The 22,618-nt window shown below is 72.4% G+C and carries 22 protein-coding genes and 1 riboswitch; of the genes, 3 read left to right on the top strand and 19 right to left on the bottom strand.

All coding sequences use genetic code 11. The features are described from left to right. Positions 1 to 188: 188 nt before the first annotated feature. The 11 genes from tyrS to argC form a co-directional block, all read right to left on the bottom strand. Entirely contained in the window at positions 189 to 1,454 is a 1,266-nt protein-coding gene (tyrS, locus tag JAV76_RS10365; protein ID WP_198733982.1) for a tyrosine--tRNA ligase, read from the bottom strand. Between the two features lie 10 nt (positions 1,455 to 1,464). Beyond that, positions 1,465 to 2,139: a DNA-3-methyladenine glycosylase gene (locus JAV76_RS10370; RefSeq protein ID WP_198733983.1), complete on the bottom strand. Its 675-nt coding sequence runs from the start codon at positions 2,137 to 2,139 to the stop codon at positions 1,465 to 1,467. Continuing rightward, the gene (locus tag JAV76_RS10375; protein ID WP_198733984.1) at positions 2,136 to 2,726 is read right to left on the bottom strand and encodes a uridine kinase family protein; all 591 of its coding nucleotides are present in this window, start codon (positions 2,724 to 2,726) and stop codon (positions 2,136 to 2,138) included. Before JAV76_RS10375 ends, JAV76_RS10370 begins: the two co-directional genes overlap by 4 nt. A 31-nt stretch (positions 2,727 to 2,757) precedes the next feature. After that, entirely contained in the window at positions 2,758 to 4,230 is a 1,473-nt protein-coding gene (gene argH / locus JAV76_RS10380) for an argininosuccinate lyase (protein WP_198733985.1), read from the bottom strand. Between the two features lies 1 nt (position 4,231). After that, complete coding sequence (locus tag JAV76_RS10385; protein WP_198733986.1) at positions 4,232 to 5,476, bottom strand: argininosuccinate synthase; 1,245 nt, start codon at positions 5,474 to 5,476, stop codon at positions 4,232 to 4,234. Positions 5,477 to 5,550: 74 nt separating this feature from the next. After that, on the bottom strand, positions 5,551 to 6,075 hold the full coding sequence (locus tag JAV76_RS10390; RefSeq protein ID WP_198733987.1) for an arginine repressor: 525 nt from the start codon (positions 6,073 to 6,075) through the stop codon (positions 5,551 to 5,553). Further along, positions 6,072 to 7,004: an ornithine carbamoyltransferase gene (gene argF, locus JAV76_RS10395; protein WP_198733988.1), complete on the bottom strand. Its 933-nt coding sequence runs from the start codon at positions 7,002 to 7,004 to the stop codon at positions 6,072 to 6,074. Before argF ends, JAV76_RS10390 begins: the two co-directional genes overlap by 4 nt. After that, positions 7,001 to 8,266, bottom strand: a complete 1,266-nt coding sequence (locus JAV76_RS10400; protein ID WP_198733989.1) for an acetylornithine transaminase — start codon at positions 8,264 to 8,266, stop codon at positions 7,001 to 7,003. The genes argF and JAV76_RS10400 overlap by 4 nt, the downstream gene beginning before the upstream one ends. After that, positions 8,263 to 9,300, bottom strand: coding sequence for an acetylglutamate kinase (argB, locus tag JAV76_RS10405; protein ID WP_198733990.1), 1,038 nt, complete (start codon positions 9,298 to 9,300; stop codon positions 8,263 to 8,265). Before argB ends, JAV76_RS10400 begins: the two co-directional genes overlap by 4 nt. Beyond that, positions 9,297 to 10,484, bottom strand: coding sequence for a bifunctional glutamate N-acetyltransferase/amino-acid acetyltransferase ArgJ (argJ, locus tag JAV76_RS10410; RefSeq protein ID WP_198733991.1), 1,188 nt, complete (start codon positions 10,482 to 10,484; stop codon positions 9,297 to 9,299). The genes argB and argJ overlap by 4 nt, the downstream gene beginning before the upstream one ends. Then, a complete protein-coding gene (gene argC, locus JAV76_RS10415; protein ID WP_230402163.1) occupies positions 10,481 to 11,554 on the bottom strand; it encodes an N-acetyl-gamma-glutamyl-phosphate reductase in 1,074 nt (357 codons plus the stop codon). Before argC ends, argJ begins: the two co-directional genes overlap by 4 nt. A 50-nt stretch (positions 11,555 to 11,604) precedes the next feature. Here argC and JAV76_RS10420 point away from each other — a divergent pair, with 50 nt between their 5' ends. The 3 genes from JAV76_RS10420 to JAV76_RS10430 are packed head-to-tail and all read left to right on the top strand — an operon-like array spanning position 11,605 to position 13,672. Continuing rightward, the gene (locus tag JAV76_RS10420; protein ID WP_198733993.1) at positions 11,605 to 12,405 is read left to right on the top strand and encodes an alpha/beta hydrolase; all 801 of its coding nucleotides are present in this window, start codon (positions 11,605 to 11,607) and stop codon (positions 12,403 to 12,405) included. After that, positions 12,402 to 13,397 (top strand): quinone oxidoreductase family protein, encoded by a 996-nt coding sequence (locus JAV76_RS10425; RefSeq protein ID WP_198733994.1) that lies wholly within the window; start codon positions 12,402 to 12,404, stop codon positions 13,395 to 13,397. Before JAV76_RS10420 ends, JAV76_RS10425 begins: the two co-directional genes overlap by 4 nt. A gap of 29 nt (positions 13,398 to 13,426) precedes the next feature. Further along, entirely contained in the window at positions 13,427 to 13,672 is a 246-nt protein-coding gene (locus JAV76_RS10430) for a hypothetical protein (protein WP_198733995.1), read from the top strand. Here JAV76_RS10430 and thiD read toward each other — a convergent pair. The 8 genes from thiD to infC form a co-directional block, all read right to left on the bottom strand. Further along, entirely contained in the window at positions 13,663 to 14,592 is a 930-nt protein-coding gene (gene thiD, locus JAV76_RS10435; RefSeq protein ID WP_198733996.1) for a bifunctional hydroxymethylpyrimidine kinase/phosphomethylpyrimidine kinase, read from the bottom strand. The two genes, JAV76_RS10430 and thiD, sit on opposite strands and share 10 nt — an antisense overlap. Further along, positions 14,585 to 14,688: riboswitch (TPP riboswitch) on the bottom strand. (Overlaps the previous gene by 8 nt.) A gap of 14 nt (positions 14,689 to 14,702) precedes the next feature. Continuing rightward, positions 14,703 to 17,282 carry a phenylalanine--tRNA ligase subunit beta gene (gene pheT, locus JAV76_RS10440; RefSeq protein WP_198733997.1) on the bottom strand — a complete coding sequence of 860 codons (2,580 nt, stop codon included), beginning with the start codon at positions 17,280 to 17,282 and terminating at the stop codon, positions 14,703 to 14,705. Beyond that, entirely contained in the window at positions 17,282 to 18,376 is a 1,095-nt protein-coding gene (pheS, locus tag JAV76_RS10445; protein ID WP_198733998.1) for a phenylalanine--tRNA ligase subunit alpha, read from the bottom strand. Before pheS ends, pheT begins: the two co-directional genes overlap by 1 nt. Positions 18,377 to 18,425: 49 nt before the next feature. Continuing rightward, the gene (locus tag JAV76_RS10450; protein ID WP_198733999.1) at positions 18,426 to 19,787 is read right to left on the bottom strand and encodes an amino acid permease; all 1,362 of its coding nucleotides are present in this window, start codon (positions 19,785 to 19,787) and stop codon (positions 18,426 to 18,428) included. Positions 19,788 to 19,794: 7 nt separating this feature from the next. Next, positions 19,795 to 20,628 carry a TrmH family RNA methyltransferase gene (locus JAV76_RS10455; protein WP_198734000.1) on the bottom strand — a complete coding sequence of 278 codons (834 nt, stop codon included), beginning with the start codon at positions 20,626 to 20,628 and terminating at the stop codon, positions 19,795 to 19,797. A gap of 81 nt (positions 20,629 to 20,709) precedes the next feature. Then, positions 20,710 to 21,096: a 50S ribosomal protein L20 gene (gene rplT / locus JAV76_RS10460; protein ID WP_198734001.1), complete on the bottom strand. Its 387-nt coding sequence runs from the start codon at positions 21,094 to 21,096 to the stop codon at positions 20,710 to 20,712. Positions 21,097 to 21,164: 68 nt separating this feature from the next. Continuing rightward, positions 21,165 to 21,359, bottom strand: coding sequence for a 50S ribosomal protein L35 (rpmI, locus tag JAV76_RS10465; protein WP_198734002.1), 195 nt, complete (start codon positions 21,357 to 21,359; stop codon positions 21,165 to 21,167). Positions 21,360 to 21,471: 112 nt separating this feature from the next. Next, entirely contained in the window at positions 21,472 to 22,476 is a 1,005-nt protein-coding gene (gene infC / locus JAV76_RS10470; protein ID WP_198734003.1) for a translation initiation factor IF-3, read from the bottom strand. Positions 22,477 to 22,618: the final 142 nt, after the last annotated feature.

The following is a 22,618-nucleotide window of genomic DNA, read 5'->3' on the forward strand; positions in this document are numbered from 1 at the left end:
CAGAACCCAGCCACGCTCTCAAGTGAGGAAACCAACCCCGGGACCAGCCACTTCGCGCCAGCCCTCACGGGCCTCGCAGTGGTGTCTGTGCCTCCCTGTCGGGCTGACATCCAGAACATTACGCGGACGTGAACACCACGTCAACCCGCGCCTCCGTGACCGCGGTCACGGAGGCGCGGGACGCGACGTCAGGCGGACCGGACCCGGGCCACTGCGAGAGTCCGCTTCCCGCGACGGACGACGGCGAAGCCGCCCGAGAGGAGCTGATCCCCGGAGACGACCTGGTCCTCGCCGGCCACCTTCACGTTGTTCACGTAGACGCCGCCCTCGGCGATCGCCCGACGCGCGGCACCCTTGCCCGCGACGAGGCCGGTCGCCACGATGACGTCGACCCAGGCGTCCCCCACGGCGGCGTCCGCGCCCGGCAGCTCGGCCATGGCTGCAGCGACGGTCTCGGGGTCGAGGTCCGCGAGGTCCCCACGACCGAAGAGCGCCTGGCTGGCCGCGACGGCCTGCTGCGTAGCCCGTTCGCCGTGGACCATCGTGGTCACGTCCTCCGCGAGCGCACGCTGCGCCTCACGGAGCTGAGGGCGCTCGGCGACGGACAGCTCGAGGGCCGCGATCTCCTCGCGCGTCCGGAAGGTGAAGGTCCGCAACCACCCGACGACGTCGGCGTCGTCGGCGTTCACCCAGAACTGGTAGAAGGCGTACGGGCTCATCATCTCCGGGTCGAGCCACACCGCGCCCCCCTCCGACTTGCCGAACTTCGTGCCGTCGGCCTTCGTGATGAGCGGGGTGGTCAGGGCGTGCACCGCCTTGCGCTCCTCCTTGCGGACGAGCTCGACGCCGGCGAGCAGGTTCCCCCACTGGTCGTTGCCCCCTGTCTGCAAGGTGCACCCGTGGCGCCGGTTGAGCTCGAGGAAGTCCATGCCCTGGAGGATCTGGTAGCTGAACTCGGTGAAGGAGATCCCCTGCTCGCTGTTCAGGCGGCGAGCGACCGTCTCCTTGGCGAGCATGGTCCCGAGGCGGAAGTGCTTGCCGACGTCCCGGAGGAAGTCGATCGCCGACAGCTCCCCCGTCCAGTCGAGGTTGTTGACCATCGTCGCGGCGTTCTCGCCCTCGAACGACAGGAAGCGGGAGATCTGCTCGCGCAGGCGCTCGACCCACTCGGCCACCGTGTCCTTCGAGTTGAGGACCCGCTCCCCCGACATCCTCGGGTCACCGATGAGACCGGTCGCGCCACCGACGAGAGCGAGCGGGCGGTGCCCGGCGAGCTGCAGGTGGCGGAGGAGGACGAGCTGGACGAGGTGCCCGTGGTGCAGGCTGGGCGCTGTGGGGTCGAAGCCGCAGTAGTAGGTGACGGGTCCGCTGTCGAACGCCTCCCGGAGGGCGTCGATATCGGTGGTCTGGCTCACCAGTCCACGCCAGACCAGCTCATCAAGGACGTTGCTCACTACGTGCTCCTCACAAAGGTTCCGGGCTCTTAGTCTGCCCTGTCCTCGGACGACGCACCGACGCCGGTCGGTACGTCGAGACCGTCGGCTCCCCCGCGATCCAGAACCGCCAGGGGAAGACCTCCCCGTCCCCACCCGCGCCACCCACACCCACGCGCGGACCGGTCCGGACGTCCGGCACCCCGTCGCCGCGCTCGAGACCGACAGCCGAGCACTCGGCCAGGAGGTCCGTCCCGGCGTGCGCCATCGACAAGCCGAGCGCGACCGTGAGACGGGCAGGACCGCTCGCGAGGTCCTCCTCCCGGCGGACGACCCCTGCGGCGAGCCTGCGTCGTCGGGCGAGATCCCGACCGAGGACGACCTCGCCGGCACGGAGGAGCACAGCGGCCGCCTCGCCCGGGGGACCGCACACGACGTTCACGCACGTGTGGAGCCCCATGTGGCGGTAGACGTAGAGCAGGCCCGGCCCCTCGAACATGACCGCGTTGCGTGCCGTCCTCCCCCGGAACGCGTGCGACCCCGGGTCCTGCGCACCGTGGTAGGCCTCCACCTCGGTGAGACGGACCGCGACCGTCCCCTCGTCCGAACGGTGCACGATCCTCGCACCGAGCAGGTCACGCGCGACCTCGAGCGGATCACGGTCGAAGAACGCCCGGTCGAACGCGGGCACGTCGTCACCGCTCATCGCCGCACCCGTGCAGCACCCGCCCCGACCCAGCGTCCGACGCCGTCGAGACGCACGTGCGCCCGCTCCGCCGTGCGGTGCTCCCCGTACAGCTCCCGCTCGTCACGCATGAACCTCTCCCACTCCGGGCGGCTGGCCGCCCCGTCCCGCGCGAGACCTCTCGCGAGGCGCACCTCGTCGTCGGCCTCGACCCAGACGACGAACGCGTCGTGCTCGTCGACCTCTGGAGGAGCCGAACCGCAGCCCTCCACCAGCAGGGTGGCGCACACCGGGACCTCACGGGTCTCCGCGTACTCGCCCCGCTCCCAGTCGAACCGCCGGTACGAGCCGGGCAGCCCGATCGAGAGAGGGGCGAGGACGTCCTCGACGAGCGTGCGCACGCCGGCGCGCAACCCGGTCCACCCGTCGTACAGGTCGTCCATGTGGACGACCCGTACGGCCAGGGCCGCCTCGAGCTGGGAGGCGAGGGTGGTCTTCCCCGACCCGGCAGGGCCGTCGACCACGACCAGGCGCGTCCGTCCCAGACCGACCGGGTGCGAACGCGCCGCCGCCACGAGCCGGAGCAGGACGTCGTCCGGCACCGTCACACGTCCACCCCGTCCTCTCGTGCCACCGTCGTCAGCCGTTCACCCAGAACCGGAACTCAGCGATCTTCTCCTTCGCCGCCTCGAGCTGCTCCGCCACACGCACCGGGGCCGTGCCGCCCACCGCGTCCCTCGACGCCATCGACCCGCCGACCGTGAGCACCTCTCGGACCTGTGGCGTCAGGTGCTCCGAGATCGTCGCGAGATCCTCGTCGGTGAGGTCCCACAGCTCGATCCCCCGGGACTCGCACTCCTGCACGCACGCGCCCGCGACCTCGTGCGCCACGCGGAACGGGACGCCCTCGCGGACGAGCCACTCCGCGACGTCGGTCGCGAGCGAGAAGCCCTGCGGTGCCAGCTCCGCCATCCGGTCCGTGTCGAAGGTCATGGTGGAGACCATCCCCGCGAACGCCGGCAGCAGCACTGTGAGGGTGTCCACCTGGTCGAACACCGGCTCCTTGTCCTCCTGGAGGTCACGGTTGTACGCCAGCGGAAGACCCTTGAGGGTCGCCAGGAGCCCGGTGAGGTCACCGATGAGCCGTCCGGCCTTGCCCCGGGCGAGCTCCGCGACGTCAGGGTTCTTCTTCTGCGGCATGATGCTCGACCCCGTGGAGTAGGCGTCGTCGAGGCGCACGAAGCCGAACTCCTTCGTGTTCCACACGACGACCTCCTCCGCGAGGCGGGAGAGGTCGATGCCGAGCATCGCCGACACGAAGGCGAACTCGGCCACCACGTCCCGGCTCGCCGTCCCGTCGATCGAGTTCTCCACCGCGCCGTCGAAACCCAGCTCCGACGCCACGGCCTCCGGGTCGAGACCGAGCGACGACCCAGCGAGCGCCCCGGACCCGTACGGCGACCGTGCTGCACGCACGTCCCAGTCGACGTAACGGTCGACGTCCCTGAGGAGAGGCCACACGTGGGCGAGGAGGTGGTGGGCGAGCAGGACGGGCTGCGCGTGCTGGAGGTGCGTACGTCCCGGCATCGCCGCACCGGGGTGGGCCTCGGCCTGCGCGACGAGGGCGTCGGTGACGTCGAGGACGAGCCCGGCGACGACCTTCGCCTCGTCGCGCAGGTACATGCGCACGAGCGTCGCGATCTGGTCGTTGCGCGACCGCCCGGCCCGGAGCTTGCCCCCGAGCTCGGGGCCGGCGCGCTCGATGAGTCCGCGCTCGAGCGCGGTGTGGACGTCCTCGTCGGCGAGGACCGGCAGGAACGTGCCGTCGGCCACGTCCTCCGCGAGGACGTCGAGGGCCTCGAGCATGCCGGTGAGCTCGTCGTCGCTGAGCAGTCCCGCGGTCCGCAGCACCCGTGCATGGGCGCGAGACCCGGCGATGTCCTGCTGCGCGAGCCGCCAGTCGAACTGGGTCGACTGCGACAGCGCCTGCAGGGCCTGCGCGGGTCCGCCCGCGAATCGGCCTCCCCACAGGCTCACCGGCGTGGCCGCCCCCGCGACCGCCGACGGCTCCACGGCCACCTCGTCGGGTGATGCGCCTGCGTCCCCCGTCATCTCAGGCACCCGCGCCGGGCAGGGTCGATCCCGAGAGGTCCACGCCGTTGCCGAACTTCACGTCACGGGCGGCGGAGAGCTTCGCGGTGAGCCCGTAGATCTCGATGAAGCCGCGTGCCTGGGACTGGTCGAACGTGTCGCCCTCGTCGTACGTCGCGAGGTTGAAGTCGTAGAGGCTGGCCTCGCTGCGGCGACCCGTCACGGTGGCGCGGCCACCGTGCAGCACCAGGCGAACCTCGCCCGTGACGTACTTCTGGGTGTCGTCGATGAACGTCTCCAGCGAACGCTTCAGGGGCGAGAACCACATGCCGTCGTAGACGAGCTCGGTCCAGCGCTGCTCGACCGTCCGCTTGAAACGAGCCTGCTCGCGCTCCACCGTGACGTTCTCGAGCTCCTGGTGCGCCGCGATGAGGGCCATGGCGCCCGGCGCCTCGTAGATCTCGCGGGACTTGATACCAACGAGACGGTCCTCCACGATGTCGATCCGGCCCACACCCTGGGCGCCGGCCCGGCGGTTCATCTCCTGGATCGCCTGGAGCGGGGTGACCGCCACGCCGTCGAGAGCGACGGGCACACCGCGCTCGAAGGTCACGACGACCTCGTCCGCGACCGGCGGGAACGTGGGGTCGTCCGTGTAGCTGTAGACGTCCTTGGTGGGCGCGTTCCAGATGTCCTCGAGGAACCCCGTCTCGACGGCCCGGCCCCACACGTTCTGGTCGATCGAGAACGGGTTGTGCTTGGTCGTGGCGATGGGCAGGTCGTTCTGCTCCGCGTAGGCGATGGCCTTCTCGCGCGTCAGCGCGAGGTCGCGGACCGGTGCGAGGCACTTGAGGTCCGGGGCCAGAGACGTGATGCCGACCTCGAAGCGGACCTGGTCGTTCCCCTTGCCCGTGCACCCGTGGGCGACGGTCTGCGCGTCGAACTGGCGGGCTGCGCGCACGAGGTGCTTGACGATCGTCGGGCGCGAGAGCGCGGAGACGAGGGGGTACCGGTCGAGGTAGAGGGCGTTGGCGCGAAGCGCCGGCATGCAGTACTCCTCGGCAAACTCGTCACGGGCGTCGGCGACGTAGGCCTCGACGGCGCCGCAGTCCAGGGCACGACGGCGGATGACCTCGAGGTCCTCACCACCCTGGCCGACGTCGACGGCCACGGCGATGACCTCGGCACCGGTGCGTTCGGCGATCCAGCCGATGGCGACGGAGGTGTCCAGGCCGCCGGAGTAGGCGAGCACGACGCGTTCAGTCATGGCACTTCTCTTTCTCAGTGGGTTGTGTGTCAAGTGTGTCATCGCGCCCCTGCCGGAGGATGCGCGTGCGGGCGTCAGAGAGCGTCGCTGGCGATCGCGACGAACCGTGCGGCGAGCTCGTCGCCGCCGTCGACGCCCCGGGCGATCACGAGGACCGTGTCGTCGCCCGCGATGGTGCCGAGCACCCCGCCGAGGACCGAGTGGTCGATCGCCGACGCGAGGTACTGCGCGGCGCCGGGCGGCGTGCGGAGGACCACGAGGTTGCCCGAGCTCTCCGCGGAGACGAGCAGCTCGCCGCACAGGCGCGAGAGCCGCGCCGCGAGGTACTCGGCGTCCGCCGTCGCCTGGACGCTGCGGTCCCCGCCCTCCCCCGGTACGGCGTACACGAGAACCCCGGCCGCTGTGCGCACCTTCTCCGCCCGGAGCTCGATGAGGTCGCGCGAGAGGGTGGCCTGGGTGACGTGGAGCCCGTCGGCCGCGAGCGCCCGGGCGAGCTCGGCCTGCGAGTGGATCTCCTCACGGACGAGGAGCTGGACGATGCGGGCGTGGCGGGCCGCCTTCGTCGCGGGCACGGACCCGAGGGCGGGGCCGACGCTCACGACTGCTCCAGGAGCCACGTGAGGAGGGCCTTCTGGGCGTGCAGCCGGTTCTCGGCCTCGTCCCAGACGACCGACTGAGGACCGTCGATCACCTCCGCGGTGATCTCCTTGCCCCGGTAGGCGGGCAGGCAGTGCAGGACGACGGCGCCGGGTGCGCAGCGGGCGAGGAGGTCGGCGTTCACCTGGAACGGGACGAACGGGCGGGAGCGCTCGTCGGCCTCGTCCTCGTCCCCCATGGAGATCCAGGTGTCGGTGGCCAGGGCGTGCGCGCCCGCCGCTGCGACGACGGGGTCGTCGGTGACGACGACGGACCCCCCGGTGGTCCGTGCGACGCGCTGCGCGTCGGCGAGGATCTCCGGGGCCGGCTGGAACTCGGCGGGTGTCCCGATGCGCACGTGCATGCCTGCCACGGCCCCGCCGAGGAGGTAGGAGTGCGCCATGTTGTTGGCGCCGTCCCCGAGATAGGCGATCGTCGATCCCTTGAGCGCGGCGACGCCCCCGCGGTGCTGGGCGACCGTGAGGAGGTCCGCGAGGATCTGGCACGGGTGGAAGGCGTCGGTGAGGGCGTTGACGACGGGGACCCGGCTCGCAGCGGCCATCTCCTCGATCCGGTCCTGACCGAAGGTTCGCCACACGATGGCGGCCACCTGGCGGTCGAGGACCCGGGCCGTGTCGGCGACGGGTTCGCCGCGACCGAGCTGGGAGCTGGACCCGTCGATGACGAGGGGGTACCCGCCGAGCTCGGCGACACCGACCGAGAAGGAGACCCGGGTGCGGGTGGACGGCTTGTCGAAGAGCACGGCGACCGCGCGCGGCCCGGCGAGGGGCGTCCGGTGTGTCCGGTCCGCGGCGAAGCGCAGCCCGAGCTCGAGCACGGCGGCCTGCTCCTCGGGGCTCAGGTCGTCGTCCCGCAGGAAGTGGCGGGTCATCGGTCCTCCTCGATGGGTCCGGTGGTGGTGGGCAGGTCCGCGAGGAACGCGACGAACGTGTCGGCCTGCTCGCGCGTGAGGATCAGCGGTGGGGCGAGGCGCAGTGCCGTGGGGCTCACCGGGTTGACGATGAACCCCGCGTCGAGGGCCCGGGACGCGACCTCCGCGGCGACGGGGGCGGTGAGCTCGACGGCGACGAGGAGCCCCGCGCCGCGCACCGACGCGACGAGCGGGTGCCCGAGCGCCTCGACCGCGGACCGCAGGTGCGCGCCGACGTCCATGACGTCCGCGAGGATCCCGTCGCGCTCGATCACACCGATGGTCGCGAGCGCGGCGGCCGCCGCGACGGGGTTGCCGCCGAACGTCGTGCCGTGCTGCCCCCGCCCGAGGAGGGATGCCGCGCGCTCGCCGAGCGCGAGGACCGCACCGACCGGGAAGCCGCCGCCGAGCCCCTTGGCGAGCGTCACCACGTCGGGCACGACGCCTTCGCCGATGGTCGGGTCCTGGTGGGCGAACCAGCTCCCCGTGCGACCCATGCCCGTCTGCACCTCGTCGAGGACGAGGAGCGCTCCGTGCTCCGTCGTGAGCTCACGCACCCGGGTGAGGTAGCCCGCGGGGAGGTGCCGCACGCCCGCCTCGCCCTGGAGCGGCTCGAGGAAGACGGCGGCGACGCTCCCGGGGTCGTCCGCGAAGGCCGCCTCGAGCGCGTCGACGTCCCCGAAGGGCAGGAACGACACACCTCCGGGCAGCGGCTCGAAGGGTTCGCGGTACGCGGCCTTGGACGTGAGGGACAGCGCACCCATCGTCCTGCCGTGGAAGCCGCCCTCGAGCGCGAGCACCCGGGACCGGCCGGTACGGCGCGTCATCTTCAGTGCCGCCTCGTTGGCCTCGGTCCCCGAGTTCGTGAAGAAGACCCGCGACCCCTCCGGCGCGCTGGAGAGCTCGAGGAGCCGCTCGGCGAGCGCGATCTGCGTGGGGCTGCCGAAGAAGTTCGAGACGTGCCCCAGCGTGCCCAGCTGCGCGCTGACGGCAGCCGTCAGCGTCGGGTGGGCGTGGCCCAGGGCGTTCACCGCGATGCCACCGAGGAGGTCGAGGTAGCGGCGGCCGTCGGCGTCCCACACGTAGGCGCCCTCGCCGCGGACGAGGACGCGCTGCGGCGGACCGAACGTGTCCATGACGGCGGACCGGTAGCGGTCCGTCCAGGCGGCACCCGATCCGGGTGCCTGGCCGACGGTCGTCGGCGGGCTCGTGAGGTCGCTCATGACGAGGCCTCCCCACGCTGCTCGGCCCGCACCACGGGGACGGGGCTCGTCGGCGGCGACGTCGCGAGACGCCCGTCGCTGTCCGGCACCACCATCGTCCCGATGCCGCGGGTGGTGAAGACCTCCATGAGGACCGAGTGCGCCGCCCGGCCGTCGATGACGTGCGCCTCGCGCACCCCGCCCCTGACCGCACGCAAGCACGCCTCCATCTTGGGGACCATCCCGGACTCCAGGGACGGCAGGAGCTCCGCGAGGGCGCTCACCGTGATGCGGCTGGCCAGCGACGACCGGTCCGGCCAGTCCGTGTACAGGCCCTCGACGTCGGTGAGGACGATGAGCTTGCGCGCACCGAGGGCGACCGCGAGCGCCGCGGCAGCGGTGTCCGCGTTGACGTTGAGCACCTGCGTGGGATCCGCGACGTCCGGGGCGATCGTCGAGACGACAGGGATGCGTCCTGCGTCCAGGAGGTCCTGGACCGCCCGCGGGTCGACCTCGACGACGTCGCCGACGAGCCCGACGTCCACGGGCTCCCCGTCGACGGTCGCGTGCCGACGCCTGGCGCGCAGGAGCCCGCCGTCCTCGCCGGAGAGACCTACGGCGTGCGGGCCGTGCGCGTTGAGGAGGCCGACGAGCTCCCGGGAGACCTTGCCCGTGAGCACCATGCGGACGACGTCCATGGCCTCAGGGGTGGTCACCCGCAGACCGCCCCGGAACTCGGACTCGATGCCGAGGCGGGCGAGCATCTCGGTGATCTGCGGTCCGCCGCCGTGCACGATGACGGGACGCAGACCCACCTGGCGGAGGAACACCATGTCCTCGGCGAACGCGGCCTTGAGGGTCTCGTCGACCATCGCGTTGCCGCCGTACTTCACCACGACGAGCGCCCCGTGGAACTGTCGGAGCCACGGGAGCGCCTCGAGGAGCACCTCCGCCTTCTGCGACGGCGCGAGGTCGGCGGTGACGTCGATCTGCGTGATGTCGAACGGCTCGACGCCGTCGGCGTCCCCGTGGGTCCCTGCTGCGGTGTCGCTCATGAGGAGTACGCGCTGTTCTCGTGGACGTAGTCGTGCGTGAGGTCGTTGGTCCAGACGGTGGCCTCGGCGTCGCCCGCGTGGAGGTCGACGAGGACGTGGACCTCCCGCGAGGCGGCGAGGTCCACGAGGTCGCGGTCGTCCCCGACGCCCCCGGCGCGGCAGACCTGCACACCGTTGACGGACACGTCGAGGCGTGCGGCGTCGAACGGCGCGACGCTCTCGGGGACGGTGCCCACCGCGGAGAGGACGCGTCCCCAGTTGGGGTCGTTGCCGAAGACGGCCGCCTTGAAGAGGTTGGACCGGGTCACGGAGCGGGCGACGGCGACGGCCGCGTCGACCGTCGTGGCGCCGACGACGCGCACCGCGATGTCGTGGCTGGCTCCCTCGGCGTCGGCGACGAGCTGGCGGGCGAGGCTCGCGCACGCCTCGGTGAGCGCGTCGGTGAGGGCGTCCACGTCGACGGTGGTGCCGCTCGCGCCCGACGCGAGGAGGACGACGGTGTCGTTGGTGGACATGCAGCCGTCGGAGTCGACCCGGTCGAACGTCGCGGCGGTCGCGGCGCGCAGCGCGGCGTCCGCGGTGGCTGCGTCGACCCGGGCGTCCGTGGTCAGCACGCAGAGCATCGTCGCGAGCCCCGGGGCGAGCATGCCCGCACCCTTGGCCATGCCCCCGACCGTCCAGCCCTCGTCGTCCGGGTGGTCCTCGGAGCGGACGGTGACGACCACGGTCTTGGGGACGGTGTCCGTCGTCATGATCGCGCGGGCCGCGTCCTCACCACCGTCGTCCGACAAACGGCCCGACGCGTCGTCGACGCCGGCGAGGAGCTCCGTCATGGGCAGCCGGGTGCCGATGAGCCCCGTGGAGCAGACGAGGGTGTCCCCCGCGGAGACACCCAGGGCGTCGGCGGTGTGCTCGGCGGTGCGGTGGGTGTCGGCGAAGCCCTCGGGACCGGTGCAGGCGTTGGCGCCCCCGGAGTTGAGGACGACGGCGCTCGCCCGACCGTCGGCGACGGCCTGGCGCGACCACGCGACGGGCGCCGCGAAGACACGGTTCGTCGTGAAGACGGCGGCGGCGACGTCGTCGGGACCGTCGTTGACGACGAGTGCGACGTCGCGCTCCCCCGTCGACTTCAGGCCGGCGGCGACGCCGGCCGCGCGGAAACCTCGGGCTGCGGTGACGCTCACGGGGCCACTCCTCCGGTGGTCAGGCCCAGGGTCTGCGGGAGACCGAGCGCGATGTTCATGGACTGGACTGCGGCACCGGCGGTGCCCTTGACGAGGTTGTCGAGCGCGGTCACGGTGACGACACGACCCGCCCGGCGGTCGACGGCGACCTGGACGAGCGCCGTGTTGGCGCCGACCGTCATGGCCGTCGTGGGCCACTGCCCCTCGGGGAGGAGCTCGACGAAGGGCTCTCCGTCGTAGGCCTGCTCCCACGCGCGGCGGACCTCCTCGAGCGTCGTGCCGGGTGCCGTGAGGCGCCCGGTGGCGGTCGCGAGGATGCCGCGGGACATCGGGACGAGGACCGGGGTGAAGGACAGGCGCACCGAGCCGGCGCCGGCGGCGACGAGGTTCTGCTCGACCTCGGGGACGTGCCGGTGGGTGCCACCGACGGCGTAGGGCTGGGCCGACCCGAGCCCCTCCGACGCGAGGAGGTGCGGCTTGAGGCTCTTGCCCGCCCCGGAGTAGCCGACGGCGAGGACAGCGACGAGGTCGTCGGTGTCGACGAGCCCGGCCGACACCCCGGGCTGCAGGCCGAGCGTCACGGCCGTGACGTTGCACCCCGGGACCGCGATGCGGCGCGCTCCGACGAGGTGCTCGCGCTGCTTGGTGAGGGTGCCCGTCCCGTCGGTCGGCGCCAGGAGGAGCTCGGGCAGGCCGTAGGGCCAGGCGCCTGCGTGCTCCGTGCCGTAGAACTGCGTCCAGGCGTCCGGGTCGGTCAGCCTGTGGTCCGCCCCGAGGTCGATCACGAGCACGTCGTCGGGCAGCTGGGCGGCGATCTCCGCCGAGGCGCCGTGCGGCAGCGCGAGGACGACGACGTCGTGGCCGAGGAGGTTCTCGACCGTGGTCGGGAGCAGGACCCGGTCCGCGAGCGCACGGATGTGGGGCTGGTGCGTCCCGAGGGCGGCCCCGGCGTTCGAGTGGGCGGTGAGGGCCCCGACCTCGACCTCGGGGTGGTCGGCGAGGATGCGCAGGGCCTCCCCGCCGGCGTAGCCGCTCGCCCCGGCGACAGCAACGGTGATCGTCATATGCATAACCATACACAGTGGCGGGAGAAGATACATCCAGGGACTATCCTCGGGGCATGGCCCCTCCCCCGATCGTCGTCGTCCGTGCGGGCGCCCCCTCGAGCGCCGGGTTCGTCCTCGTCCTCGCGGGCGGCGGGTACGGCTTCCGGAGCGAGCACGAGTACCTTCCCGTGACCCGCTGGCTCGCCGACGCAGGTCTCCCCTGCGGCTACCTCGACTACGCGGTGGCCCCGGAGACCTACCCCACGCCCCTCGTGCAGGTCCTCGCCGCGCTGCGCGAGCTGCGCGCCGGCACGTACGGGGCCGTCCACGGCCCGCTCGTCGTCCTCGGGTTCAGCGCAGGCGCCCACCTCGCCGGGCTCGCGCTCACCGCGACGCGCGCGGAGCGCGAGCTCGCCGCGTCCCGGCACGGGTCGGGCGTCGACGAGTACGCCCGACCCGACGCCGCGGTGCTCTGCTACCCCGTCGTTTCCATGACGCACCTTCCCCACCTCGGGTCGCGGAACAACCTCCTCGGCGAGCTCACCGCCGACACCGCCACCGCCAAGTCCCTCTCCGTGGAGCAGCGCGTGGACGCCGCCACCGCGCCGACGTTCCTGTGGCACACCGCGGACGACGCCGTGGTCGACGTCGACCACAGCCTCCGGCTGACCGCTGCGCTGGCACGCCACGGCGTACCGACCGAGCTCCACGTGTACCCGTCCGGGTCCCACGGGCTCGGCCTGGCCCGTGGCACCGGAGCACCCGCCGGGTGGCCCGACGCCTGCCTGCGGTGGCTCGACGAGCAGGGTGTCGGCCCGCGGCAGGTGCACGCTCCGGGCGAGCCGCCCGCTCACGCGCCGGAGGTCGGACCGTGACGACCGGCACCACGACCGTCGTCGCCACCGCACCGGGCGGCCCCGAGGTGCTCGCCGTCCGCACGGTGCCCGCCCTCCGGCCCGGACCCGGCGAGGTCGTGGTGGACGTCGCCGCCGCAGGCGTGAACTTCATCGACACGTACCGCCGCTCCGGCGTCTACCCCATGACATACCCCGGGGTCCTCGGCTCCGAGGGAGCAGGGACCGTGACGGCGGTGGGCGACGGGGTCGAGACGGTGCGGCCAGGAGACCGCGTCGCGTGGTGCGACGCCCCGGACTCGTACGCGAGCCAGGTCCTCCTCCCAGCGGAGCGGGCCGTCCCCGTGCCCGACGACGTCGACCTCCTCACCGCGGCGGCGCTCCCTCTCCAAGGGCTCACCGCCCACTACCTCGTCACCTCGACCTTCGCCGTCGGGCCGGGGCAGGACGTCCTCGTCCACGCCGGGGCCGGCGGGGTCGGGCTCCTCCTCACCCAGCTGGCGGTCCGGCGCGGCGCACGGGTGATCACCACGGTCTCCACGTCCGACAAGGCTGACCTGTCGCGCGCCGCCGGCGCCCACGACGTCGTCCTCTACACGGAGCTCGACGACCTCACCCGCGACCTCCCCGCGGTCGTCCGCGGTCTCACGGACGACCGCGGGGTGCACGTCGCCTACGACTCCGTCGGCAAGGACACCTTCGACGCGTCGCTGGCCTCCGTGCGCACCCGAGGGACGCTCGTCCTCTTCGGCGGGTCCTCGGGCCAGGTTCCCCCCTTCGACCTCCAACGCCTCAACGCCGCCGGGTCGCTCGCCGTCGCCCGCCCCAGCCTCGCCCACCACGTCGCCACCCGCGAGGAGCTCCTGAGCAGGTCGGACGACCTCTTCCGGGCCGTGTCCGACGGCACCCTCCACGTCCGAGTCGGAGCGACCTACCCCCTCGCGGACGCGGCACGGGCCCACGAGGCGCTCGAGTCGCGGCGCACCACCGGCAAGGTCCTCCTCGTCCCCTGACCCCGAGGCGACCGCGCTAGGCTCGGTCCATGAACCACTCCTGGGCGGACGGCGGGTACGAGAACCAGGGACCCGGCCCCTCGAGAGCAGCACGCACAGCGGTCACGGTCCTCGTGGTGCTCGCCACGGCCACCGCAGCAGCCGCGTACGCGAAGATGGGGCTCGACCAGATGGAGACACGCTGCTACACGGAGGCACCCGCCGGGACGACGGCCGCGGACGTCACCGCGACGTTCCGCTGGCTGCCCCCCGGGTACGACTGCTCCTACTCCTGAACCGCCTCGGCGAGGACGGCTCCAGGCCGCCCGCCCTCAGCGACCCGCGCGTCACGGCGGACCGGCCAGCCCGTCAGGGTCGAGGACGGGACGCACGCGTGGAGATGATCGACCGGGCCACGCCCCTGACCCACGCGGAGCGCGTCGGCGGCCTCGAGCGCGCCGCGCAGCCACGGCCGGGCCACCGCGAGCGCCGCCCCCCAGGAGCCGCAGCGAGGGCGCAGAGCGGCGAGCGCCGCCGACAGCGAGCATCCCGTGCCGTGCGTGCTCGTCGTGGCCACGCGAGGTCCCGGGACGACGGACGTCCCTGCCGCGGTGACCAGGACATCCGTGCACGACGCACCGTCGAGGTGCCCGCCCGTGACGAGCACGTCCGTCCCGCTGCGCCCCTGCAGCTCCTCCCCCTGCGCCACCGCCTCGTCGAGGTCTCGTGCCTCCGGGCGCCCTACCAGGGCCGCGAGCTCCGGGAGGTTGGGAGTCACGAGGTGCACCCGGTGCACGAGGGCCTCGAGCGATGGTCCGGCGTCCGGCTGCAGCAGACTGTGCCCGGAGGTGGACACCATGACGGGGTCCAGGACCACCAACGGTGCGTCCACCCGGTCGAGCCAGGCCCGAACGACGTCACCGTTCTCCGCGGACCCGACCATCCCGATCTTCACCGCATCGAGCGCCACGTCGTCGCTCACGGTGTCGAGCTGTGCGGCGAGCACGTCGGGCGGCGGCACGTGCACGGACCGCACACCGCGGGTGTTCTGGGCGACGACCGCCGTGACCACAGCCATGCCGTAGGCGCCGTGGGCGGAGAACGACTTGAGGTCCGCGTGGATGCCCGCCCCGCCGGTGGGGTCCGTGCCCGCGATGCTCAGCACCCGGGGGCGGGATCCCGGAGGCGCGTCCTGGGCGGTGCAGGGTGGAGTCATCTCACGACATCCCTTCGCTAGTACGAGCTAGATCAGGTTCGACGGGTGTGCTCTCAGCCCTGCGCCCGATGGCGCACGGCACCCCGTGTCGTGGACGACCCTACAGGCGGTCAGCTGCGCAGGGTGGCCCCCGTCCGGCGCTGAGCCTCCGCGACCGCGTCCGCACGGACGCGGGCCGCGTCCTCGCCCGTGAGCGTGCGGTCCCGGCCGCGAAGGCGGAGGGAGAACGCCAAGGACTTCATGCCGTCCCCGAGCTGCTCGCCCGTGAACACGTCGAAGAGGCTCAGCTCCTCGAGGAGGTCCCCGGCCCCGTCCCGCACCGCGGCGAACACGTCCTCGGCGGGAACCGCCGCGTCGACCACGAGCGCGATGTCCTCCTTGGCCAGCGGGAAGGTCGAGACCGGGACGGCCTGACGCGGCCCGCCGGGCGCCGCCCCGAGCAGCACGTCGAGGTCGACCTCGAAGGCGACTGTCCGCGCCGGCAGGGAGAGCGACTCGACGACCTTCGGGTGGAGCTCGCCGGCGTGCCCGACGAGCGTGCCGTCCACCAGGGTCAGGCGAGCGCAGCGCCCGGGGTGCCACGGAGCGGTGTCCGCATCGCGCTCGACGACGATCTCCGCGCCGGTGCGGTCCGCCACGAGACGGGCCGCCGCGAGGGCGTCCGTCCAGTCGGCGTCCCTGGCGGGTCCCCACCACCCGGCACGGTCCCGCTGACCGGCGAGCACCCCGGCGACGCGCCGAGGCTGGTGCGGGACGGCGGCGCGCAGCGCCTCGAGGTCCTCGTCCGACGGACGTGCGCCCCCGGGGAGGAGCGGCGCGGGCGCGGTGCCGGGCACGGGCAGGGTGACCAGACCGATCTCGAACAGCGCGAGGTCCGCGTGACCGCGAGCGACGTTGCGGCGTGCCGTGTCGAGCAGCGTGACGAGGAGCGTCGTGCGCATCTGCCCGCGCTCCGCGGACATCGGGTTGCGCAGGACGAGACCGTGGCGTCGCGCGTCGTCCGCAGGGAGGCCGAGGGCGTCGTGCTGGTCGCTGCCCACGAACGGGTAGCTCAGGGTCTCGACGAGACCGTCCTCGGCGAGGGCGCGCGCGACGGACCGACGGACCACCTGGGCGGCGGTGAGCCCGCGCCCGGCAGGAGCTGCCGGGAGGACCGACGGGATCGCGTCGTACCCGACGATCCGTGCCACCTCCTCGACGAGGTCCGCCGACCCGGTGAGGTCAGGGCGCCAGGACGGCGGCACCACCCGGACGGCGCCGGGCTCCGCGTCGAGGACCTCGCAGCCCACCTCCCGGAGCACGGACACGACACGGTCCGCCGGGTAGGGCACTCCCACGAGCCGCTCCGGCTCGGACAGCGAGAACCGGATCTCCACCGGCGCGGGGACGGCGTCGAGGTCGCTCACAGCCTCGTCGGTCGTGCCGCCCCCGAGCTCGACGAGCAGCTCGACGACGCGCTGGGCGGCGACGCCCGCGAGCCGCGGGTCGACCCCCCGCTCGAAGCGCTTGGCCGCCTCGCTCGGGAGCTTGTGCCGACGCGCCGTCCGTGCCACGGACACCGCGTCGAAGTGCGCGGCCTCGACGAGGACGTCGGTGGTCGACGGGACGACCTCGGTCTCCGCACCCCCCATCACTCCCGCGAGCCCGAGGATCCTGCTCCCCCGGGCGCCGTCGGGGCTGTCGGTGATGAGGAGGTCCTCCGGGTCGAGCGACCTGTCCTGGCCGTCGAGCGTCGTCAGACGCTCGCCCGGTGCCGCACGGCGCACGACGACCGGTGCGGCGAGGGTCGCCAGGTCGTAGGCGTGCAGCGGCTGCCCCAGGTCGAGCATGACGTAGTTGGTGACGTCCACGGGCAGGGAGACCGGACGCATCCCCGCCTGCGTGAGCCGCCGCTGCATCCACGCCGGCGAGGCCGCGGACGCGTCGATGCCGCGGACGATGCGGGTGACGAAGCGGTCACACCCCGGTCGGCCGTGCACGGGCGTGGCATCGTCGACCTCCACGACGAACCCCGAGGCGGTCGGCGCGGGAACCGACCCGGTGTCGAGCCCTCGGTCGGTGAAGACCGCGCCCGTGGAGTGGGCGTACTCCCGCGCGACACCGCGGACGGAGAAGCAGTACCCGCGGTCCGGGGTGACGTTGATCTCGAGGACCTCCTCGCCCAGCCCCAGGAGGGCGAGGGCGTCGGCCCCCGGCGTCGTGTCGTGACCGAGCGCCTCGGAGTAGCCGAGTCGCTCGAGGACGATGATGCCGTCGTGGTCGTCGCCGAGCCCGAGCTCGCTCTGCGAGCAGATCATGCCGTCGGAGACGTGACCGTAGGTCTTGCGCGAGGCGATCGCGAACGGTCCGGGCAGGACCGCCCCGGGCAGCGCGACGACGACCCGGTCACCGACCCCGAAGTTGTGGGCCCCGCACACGATGCCCCGCGGGACGGTGGGCGATCCCGCCTCGTCGAGGGTGTTGTGCGACCCGACGTCCACCTGGCACCAGTTGATCACCTTGCCGTTCTTCTGCGGCTCGGCGACGAGGGAGACGACCTCCCCGGCCACCAGTGGACCGGTGACGCCGGCACCGTGCACGGCCTCCTCCTCGAGGCCGACCCTCACGAGGTCGGCCGCGAGGCGCTCCGCGGTGAGGTCCGACGGGATCTCGACGTGCTCGCCGAGCCAGCCCAGGACGATGTTCGGCATCAGAGCCCCATTCCGAAGTGCTGGGAGAAGCGGACGTCGCCCTCCACCATGTCGTGCATGTCCGTGATCCCGTGGCGCAGCATGAGCGTGCGCTCGATGCCCATCCCGAAGGCGAAGCCCGAGTACTCGTCGGGGTCGATGCCCGCCGCCCGCAGGACGTTCGGGTTGACCATCCCGCAGCCTCCCCACTCGATCCAGCCGGCGCCGCCCTTCTTCTGCGGGAACCACAGGTCCATCTCCGCGCTGGGCTCGGTGAACGGGAAGAACGACGGCCGCAGCCTGGTCCGTGCCTCCGGGCCGAACATGGCCCTCGCGAAGTGGTCGAGGGTGCCGAGGAGGTGCGCCATGGTCAGGCCCTTGTCCACCGCCAGCCCTTCGACCTGGTGGAACACGGGGGTGTGCGTCGCGTCGAGCTCGTCGGTGCGGAACACCTTCCCGGGGCACGCCACGTAGACCGGGAGGTCCCGCTCGAGGAGCGTGCGCGCCTGGACCGGGGACGTGTGCGTGCGCAGCACGAGGTGGGGATCGACCGAGGCGGCGTCCTCGTCGCCTGCCGCACCGCCGACGAAGAACGTGTCCTGCATCTGCCGTGCCGGGTGGTCGGGCCCGAAGTTCAGGGCGTCGAAGTTGAACCACTCCGCCTCGACCTCGGGGCCTTCCGCGATGTCCCAGCCCATCGACACGAAGAAGTCGGCGACGCGTTCCTGGAGCGTCTCGAGGGGGTGCCGCGCCCCGGGGGCCCGCCGGGCGACGGGGAGCGTCACGTCGACGGACTCCTCGACGAGGACGCGCGCGTCGCGGTCGGCCTCCAGCTCGGTCTGCCGCGTGGCGAGCGCCTTCGAGACCCGACCGCGGGCTGGTCCGAGGAGCTTGCCGGCGACGGCCTTGTCCGCCGGCGCGAGCGCACCGATGGCACGGTTGGCGAGGGCGAGCGGGCTGCGGTCGCCCGTCACCGCGGTCCTCACGACCTTGAGGGCGTCGAGGTCCTCGGCAGCGGCGATCTCGCGGAGAGCGGCGGCGACCGCCCCCTCGACGGCTGCGGCATCGAGCGGGGACAACGACGAGGACCGGTCTTCCGGTGCAGGGGTGGACATACGTGCCTTCCGGGCGAGGTGCGGGGGGCCGGGGCGGCCACCAAGGATTCTAGACGTGGGCCTCACGACGCGTGACGACCACCCGTCGCAGGTGGTAGCAGGCCACGACGACGAGGACGAGGACCGCCGTCGAGGCGAGCTGCGTGCGGGCGGTCCCGTCGAGGAGCATGAGCACCACGATCCCGCCGAGCGCGGCGAGCGTCGCCCAGGTGAGGTACGGGTACGCCCAGGTCCGCACGGTGAGCGTGCCCTCCGCCTCGAGGCGCGGTCGCAGGCGCAGCTGTGAGACGGCGATGAAGACCCAGAGGACGATGAGCGTGGAGCCCACGGCGTTGAGGAGGATCCCGAGGATCTGCTGGGGCAGCCACGCGTTGAGACCCACGGAGACCACCCCGAAGAACACCGAGATCCAGACCGCGACGTAGGGCACACCGGTGCGCGACACCCTGAGGAACGCCCGGGAGCCGTCACCGCGCTGCGAGAGGGAGAACACCATCCGTGAGGTCGCGTACACGTTCGCGTTGAAGGCGGACAGCAGGGCGATCACGACGACGAGCTCCATGACCGTCGCGGCGCCGGGGAGCCCGGCGACCTCGAGGACCGCGACGAACGGACCCTGGAGGAGCGCCGGCGAGCTCCACGGCAGGACGAGCACCATGACGGTGACGGACCCGATGTAGAAGAAGAGGATCCGCCACACGATGCTCGCGGCGGCCCTGCTGATGCTCCGCTGGGGGTCCTCGGCCTCCGCCGCCGCGATGGTGACGATCTCGATGCCGCCGAACGCGAAGACGACCACGAGCAGGCCTGCGGCGATGCCGCTCAACCCGTTGGGCGCGAACCCGCCGTCGTCGAGCATGGGACCGATCCCCACCGGCGAACCGACCCCGACGACGCCGGTGAGCAGGAGCGCACCGACGACGAGGAACGCGAGGATGGCCGCGACCTTGAGGGCCGCGAACCAGAACTCGAACTCCCCGAAGCTGCGCACCCCGGAGAGGTTCACGGCCGCGAACGCGACGACGAAGACGAGCGCGACGAGCCACTGGGGAACGGCGGGGAGCCAGCCGTGGACGATCTGCGACGCCCCCGTGATCTCGACGCCGAGCACCATGATGAGCATGAACCAGTAGAGCCAACCCATGGTGAAGCCGGCCCAACGGCCGATCGCGACCTCCGCGTACACGGAGAACGACCCGCTCGAGGGAACCGCTGCCGCCATCTCGGCGAGCATGCGCATGAGCAGCACGACGAGCAGACCGGCGATCAGGTAGGACACGAGGACCGCCGGACCGGCCGTGTTGATGCCCTGACCGGTCCCGAGGAACAGCCCTGCACCGATCGCCGACCCGAGGCCCATCATGGTGAGGTGGCGGACCTTCAGCCCGCCGGTGAGCCGTTCGGGTTCCATCGTTCTCCTAGCGTTGTGCGCGCGAGCTGGCGTAGAGGCAGACCGTCGCCGCCGTGGCCACGTTGAGCGACTCGGCGAGGCCTCGTAGGGGGACGCGCACGACGTGGTCGGCGCGCGCACGGTCGACGTCCGGCAGGCCCCACGCCTCGTTGCCGAACACCCAGGCGGTCGGCGCAGCGAGGTCCGGGCTGCCCTCGGGGCCGGTGCCTGCGACGTCGAGGAGGTCGTCCAGGTCCGCCGTCCCGGTGCCGTCCGCCGCGAGCACCTGGATCCCCGCCGAGCGGAGTGCCACCTCCGCCTCCTCCAACGTCACTCCCGCCACGACGGGCAGGTGGAACAGGGACCCGACCGTCGACCGGACGAGCTTCGGGTTGTGCAGGTCGACGCTCTGGCCGGCGAGCACCACGAGGTCCGCGCCGGCGGCGTCCGCGGCGCGGACGATGGTGCCCGCGTTGCCGGGGTCGCGCACCGTGGCGAGCACGGCGACGAGAGACGCTCCTTGCCGCAGCGCCTGTCCGAGGGCGGCGGGACCGGCGGGGGCCGTGGTGGCGACGGCGAGGATGCCCTGGGCGTCGGCGCTCATCGCGTCGAGGACCTCCGGCGTCCCGGTGTGGACACGGATCGGGTGGTTCCCCGCTTCGTGGAGGATCTCCTCGTAGCGGGACGCGGCGACCGGGGTGACGTAGAGGTCCACGACACGCGCGGGGGCGTGCCGCACCACCTCGCGGACCCCCTGGGGGCCCTCGACGAGGAACGTCCCGGTGCGGGAACGCGCAGGACGCCCGGCCAACGACCGCACCGACTTCACCCGCTCGCTGCGGGGGCTGGTCAGGTCAGTCATGGTCCGGGCGTCCTGTGGGTACGTGTCCTGAGGTCGGACGGGGTCGGTGCGCACGGGGTGCGCACCTCGGCCGCGACTTGATCAGGCCGCGTCCCGGGGAGCGTTGACGTCCGCGGGGAGTGCTTCCTTCGCGACCTTGACGAGCGCGTTGAACGCGACGACGTCGCTCACCGCGAGCTCGGCGAGCACGCGACGGTCGACCTCGACACCCGCGGCCTTGAGGCCCTGGATGAAGCGGTTGTAGGTGAGGCCCTCGGCGCGCGCCGCGGCGTTGATGCGCTGGATCCACAGCTTGCGGAAGTCGCCCTTGCGCGCCTTGCGGTCGCGGTACGCGTAGACGAGGGAGTGGGTGACCTGCTCCTTCGCCTTACGGTAGAGGCGCGAGCGCTGGCCGCGGTAACCGCTGGCGCGCTCGAGAGTTGTACGACGCTTCTTCTGGGCGTTGACCGCCCGCTTCACGCGTGCCACGTGATGCTCCTTGCAGTTCGGGTCCGGATGTGCGTTCGGTCAGCGAGGGGTCGCCCCGCCGTGCCGGGTCACTTTCCGAGCAGCTTCTTGATCTTCTTGACGTCGGCGGCGCTGACGACCTGGTCGACGGACAGTCGGCGGGTCCGCTTGCTCGACTTGTGCTCGAGCAGGTGGCGCTTGTTGGCCTGCTCGCGCATGACCTTCCCGCTGCCGGTGATGCGGAACCGCTTCTTGGCGCCGGAGTGCGTCTTGTTCTTCGGCATGGCTGCCGTGTCTCCTCGGGTCTGGTCGTGCGCCACGTTCAGCGCACGACGTGTTCGGGCTGGAGCCGGTGGACTCCAGCACGGTAGGTCAAGGACCTAGCCAGGTGGTCTGTTACTCGGACTTCTTCGGCGCCGGTCGGGCTCCGGGCTTGGCCGGGGGCCGCGGGGTGGCGCTCGGCTTCGCCGTGGGCCTCGGGGTCGCGGCCGGCCGCGGGGCGGGCTGCTCCGTCGGCGCGGGCTTCGAGGCCGCAGCGGGCTTCGACGCAGCCTTGACCGCCGGCTTCACGGCAGGTGCTGCCGCTGGTTCCGCGGGTGCCTCGGTGACCGTCTGCTGCTCGACCGGGGAGGTCTCGGCGACGGGCGCGGCTTCCTCGGGCTCAGGCGTTGCGGCGGGTGCCGACTCCTGGGGCTCGGGTGTCGCAGCGGGCGTGGTCACGGCCTCGTCGCGGACAGCCTCGTCGACCTGGGGGTCCACGGTCTCGTCGGTGTCGGGGGCGGGACGCTCCCGTGCCGGCTTCGAGGGCTGCGACTCCTGGGCCTTGCGGCGCTGCTCGTTCTTGGCGTCGACCTTCTTCTTGGTCGGGCCGAGCACCATGATCATGTTTCGCCCGTCCTGCTTGGGCGAGCTCTCGATGAAGCCGAGCTCTGCGACGTCCTCGGCGAGACGCTGCAGGAGTCGGATGCCCATCTCGGGGCGCGACTGCTCACGCCCACGGAACATGATCATGACCTTGACCTTGTCGCCCGCGCTGAGGAAGCGCTCGACGTGGCCCTTCTTGGTGCCGTAGTCGTGCGGGTCGATCTTCAGGCGGAAACGAATCTCCTTGAGGACCGTGTTCGCCTGGTTCCGGCGAGCCTCACGGGCCTTCATGTCGGACTCGTACTTGAACTTCCCGTAGTCCATGAGCTTGCAGACGGGGGGACGTGCGTCGGGCGCGACCTCCACGAGGTCCAGGTCCGCGTCCTGGGCAAGGCTCAGGGCGACCTCAATGCGGACGACGCCGACCTGCTCCCCACCTGGGCCGACGAGCCGGACCTCGGGGACGCGGATCCGATCGTTGATGCGAGGCTCGCTGATGTGATGCTCCTTGTGACTCGTGGGTGGTCCGTCAGACATGGGAAAGGCCCCCAGCCTGAGCACAGGAGGAGGGCCTTCACGTCCGACGGTCACGAGCGGGGGCGCATCGACGCCCACCGTGCACGACACGAGCCTCGGGGCACGCCGGTGCCCCACGACTCACGGACCGGGACCCGGACTC

Source organism: Sanguibacter suaedae (assembly GCF_016342785.1).
Lineage (GTDB): Bacteria > Actinomycetota > Actinomycetes > Actinomycetales > Cellulomonadaceae > Sanguibacter > Sanguibacter suaedae.

What these genes read in the sequence shown, in the direction of transcription:
- JAV76_RS10450 (WP_198733999.1), bottom strand. Translation starts at nt 19,787, where the DNA reads ATGGAACCCGAACGGCTCACCGGCGGGCTGAAGGTCCGCCACCTCACC.
- JAV76_RS10385 (WP_198733986.1), bottom strand. Translation starts at nt 5,476, where the DNA reads ATGACTGAACGCGTCGTGCTCGCCTACTCCGGCGGCCTGGACACCTCC.
- JAV76_RS10370 (WP_198733983.1), bottom strand. Translation starts at nt 2,139, where the DNA reads ATGAGCGGTGACGACGTGCCCGCGTTCGACCGGGCGTTCTTCGACCGT.
- pheT (WP_198733997.1), bottom strand. Translation starts at nt 17,282, where the DNA reads ATGCCGAACATCGTCCTGGGCTGGCTCGGCGAGCACGTCGAGATCCCG.
- infC (WP_198734003.1), bottom strand. Translation starts at nt 22,476, where the DNA reads ATGTCTGACGGACCACCCACGAGTCACAAGGAGCATCACATCAGCGAG.
- JAV76_RS10455 (WP_198734000.1), bottom strand. Translation starts at nt 20,628, where the DNA reads ATGACTGACCTGACCAGCCCCCGCAGCGAGCGGGTGAAGTCGGTGCGG.
- JAV76_RS10400 (WP_198733989.1), bottom strand. Translation starts at nt 8,266, where the DNA reads ATGAGCGACCTCACGAGCCCGCCGACGACCGTCGGCCAGGCACCCGGA.
- argC (WP_230402163.1), bottom strand. Translation starts at nt 11,554, where the DNA reads ATGCATATGACGATCACCGTTGCTGTCGCCGGGGCGAGCGGCTACGCC.
- argF (WP_198733988.1), bottom strand. Translation starts at nt 7,004, where the DNA reads ATGACCCGCCACTTCCTGCGGGACGACGACCTGAGCCCCGAGGAGCAG.
- argH (WP_198733985.1), bottom strand. Translation starts at nt 4,230, where the DNA reads ATGACGGGGGACGCAGGCGCATCACCCGACGAGGTGGCCGTGGAGCCG.
- pheS (WP_198733998.1), bottom strand. Translation starts at nt 18,376, where the DNA reads ATGTCCACCCCTGCACCGGAAGACCGGTCCTCGTCGTTGTCCCCGCTC.
- JAV76_RS10420 (WP_198733993.1), top strand. Translation starts at nt 11,605, where the DNA reads ATGGCCCCTCCCCCGATCGTCGTCGTCCGTGCGGGCGCCCCCTCGAGC.
- argB (WP_198733990.1), bottom strand. Translation starts at nt 9,300, where the DNA reads ATGAGCGACACCGCAGCAGGGACCCACGGGGACGCCGACGGCGTCGAG.
- rpmI (WP_198734002.1), bottom strand. Translation starts at nt 21,359, where the DNA reads ATGCCGAAGAACAAGACGCACTCCGGCGCCAAGAAGCGGTTCCGCATC.
- JAV76_RS10430 (WP_198733995.1), top strand. Translation starts at nt 13,427, where the DNA reads ATGAACCACTCCTGGGCGGACGGCGGGTACGAGAACCAGGGACCCGGC.
- thiD (WP_198733996.1), bottom strand. Translation starts at nt 14,592, where the DNA reads ATGACTCCACCCTGCACCGCCCAGGACGCGCCTCCGGGATCCCGCCCC.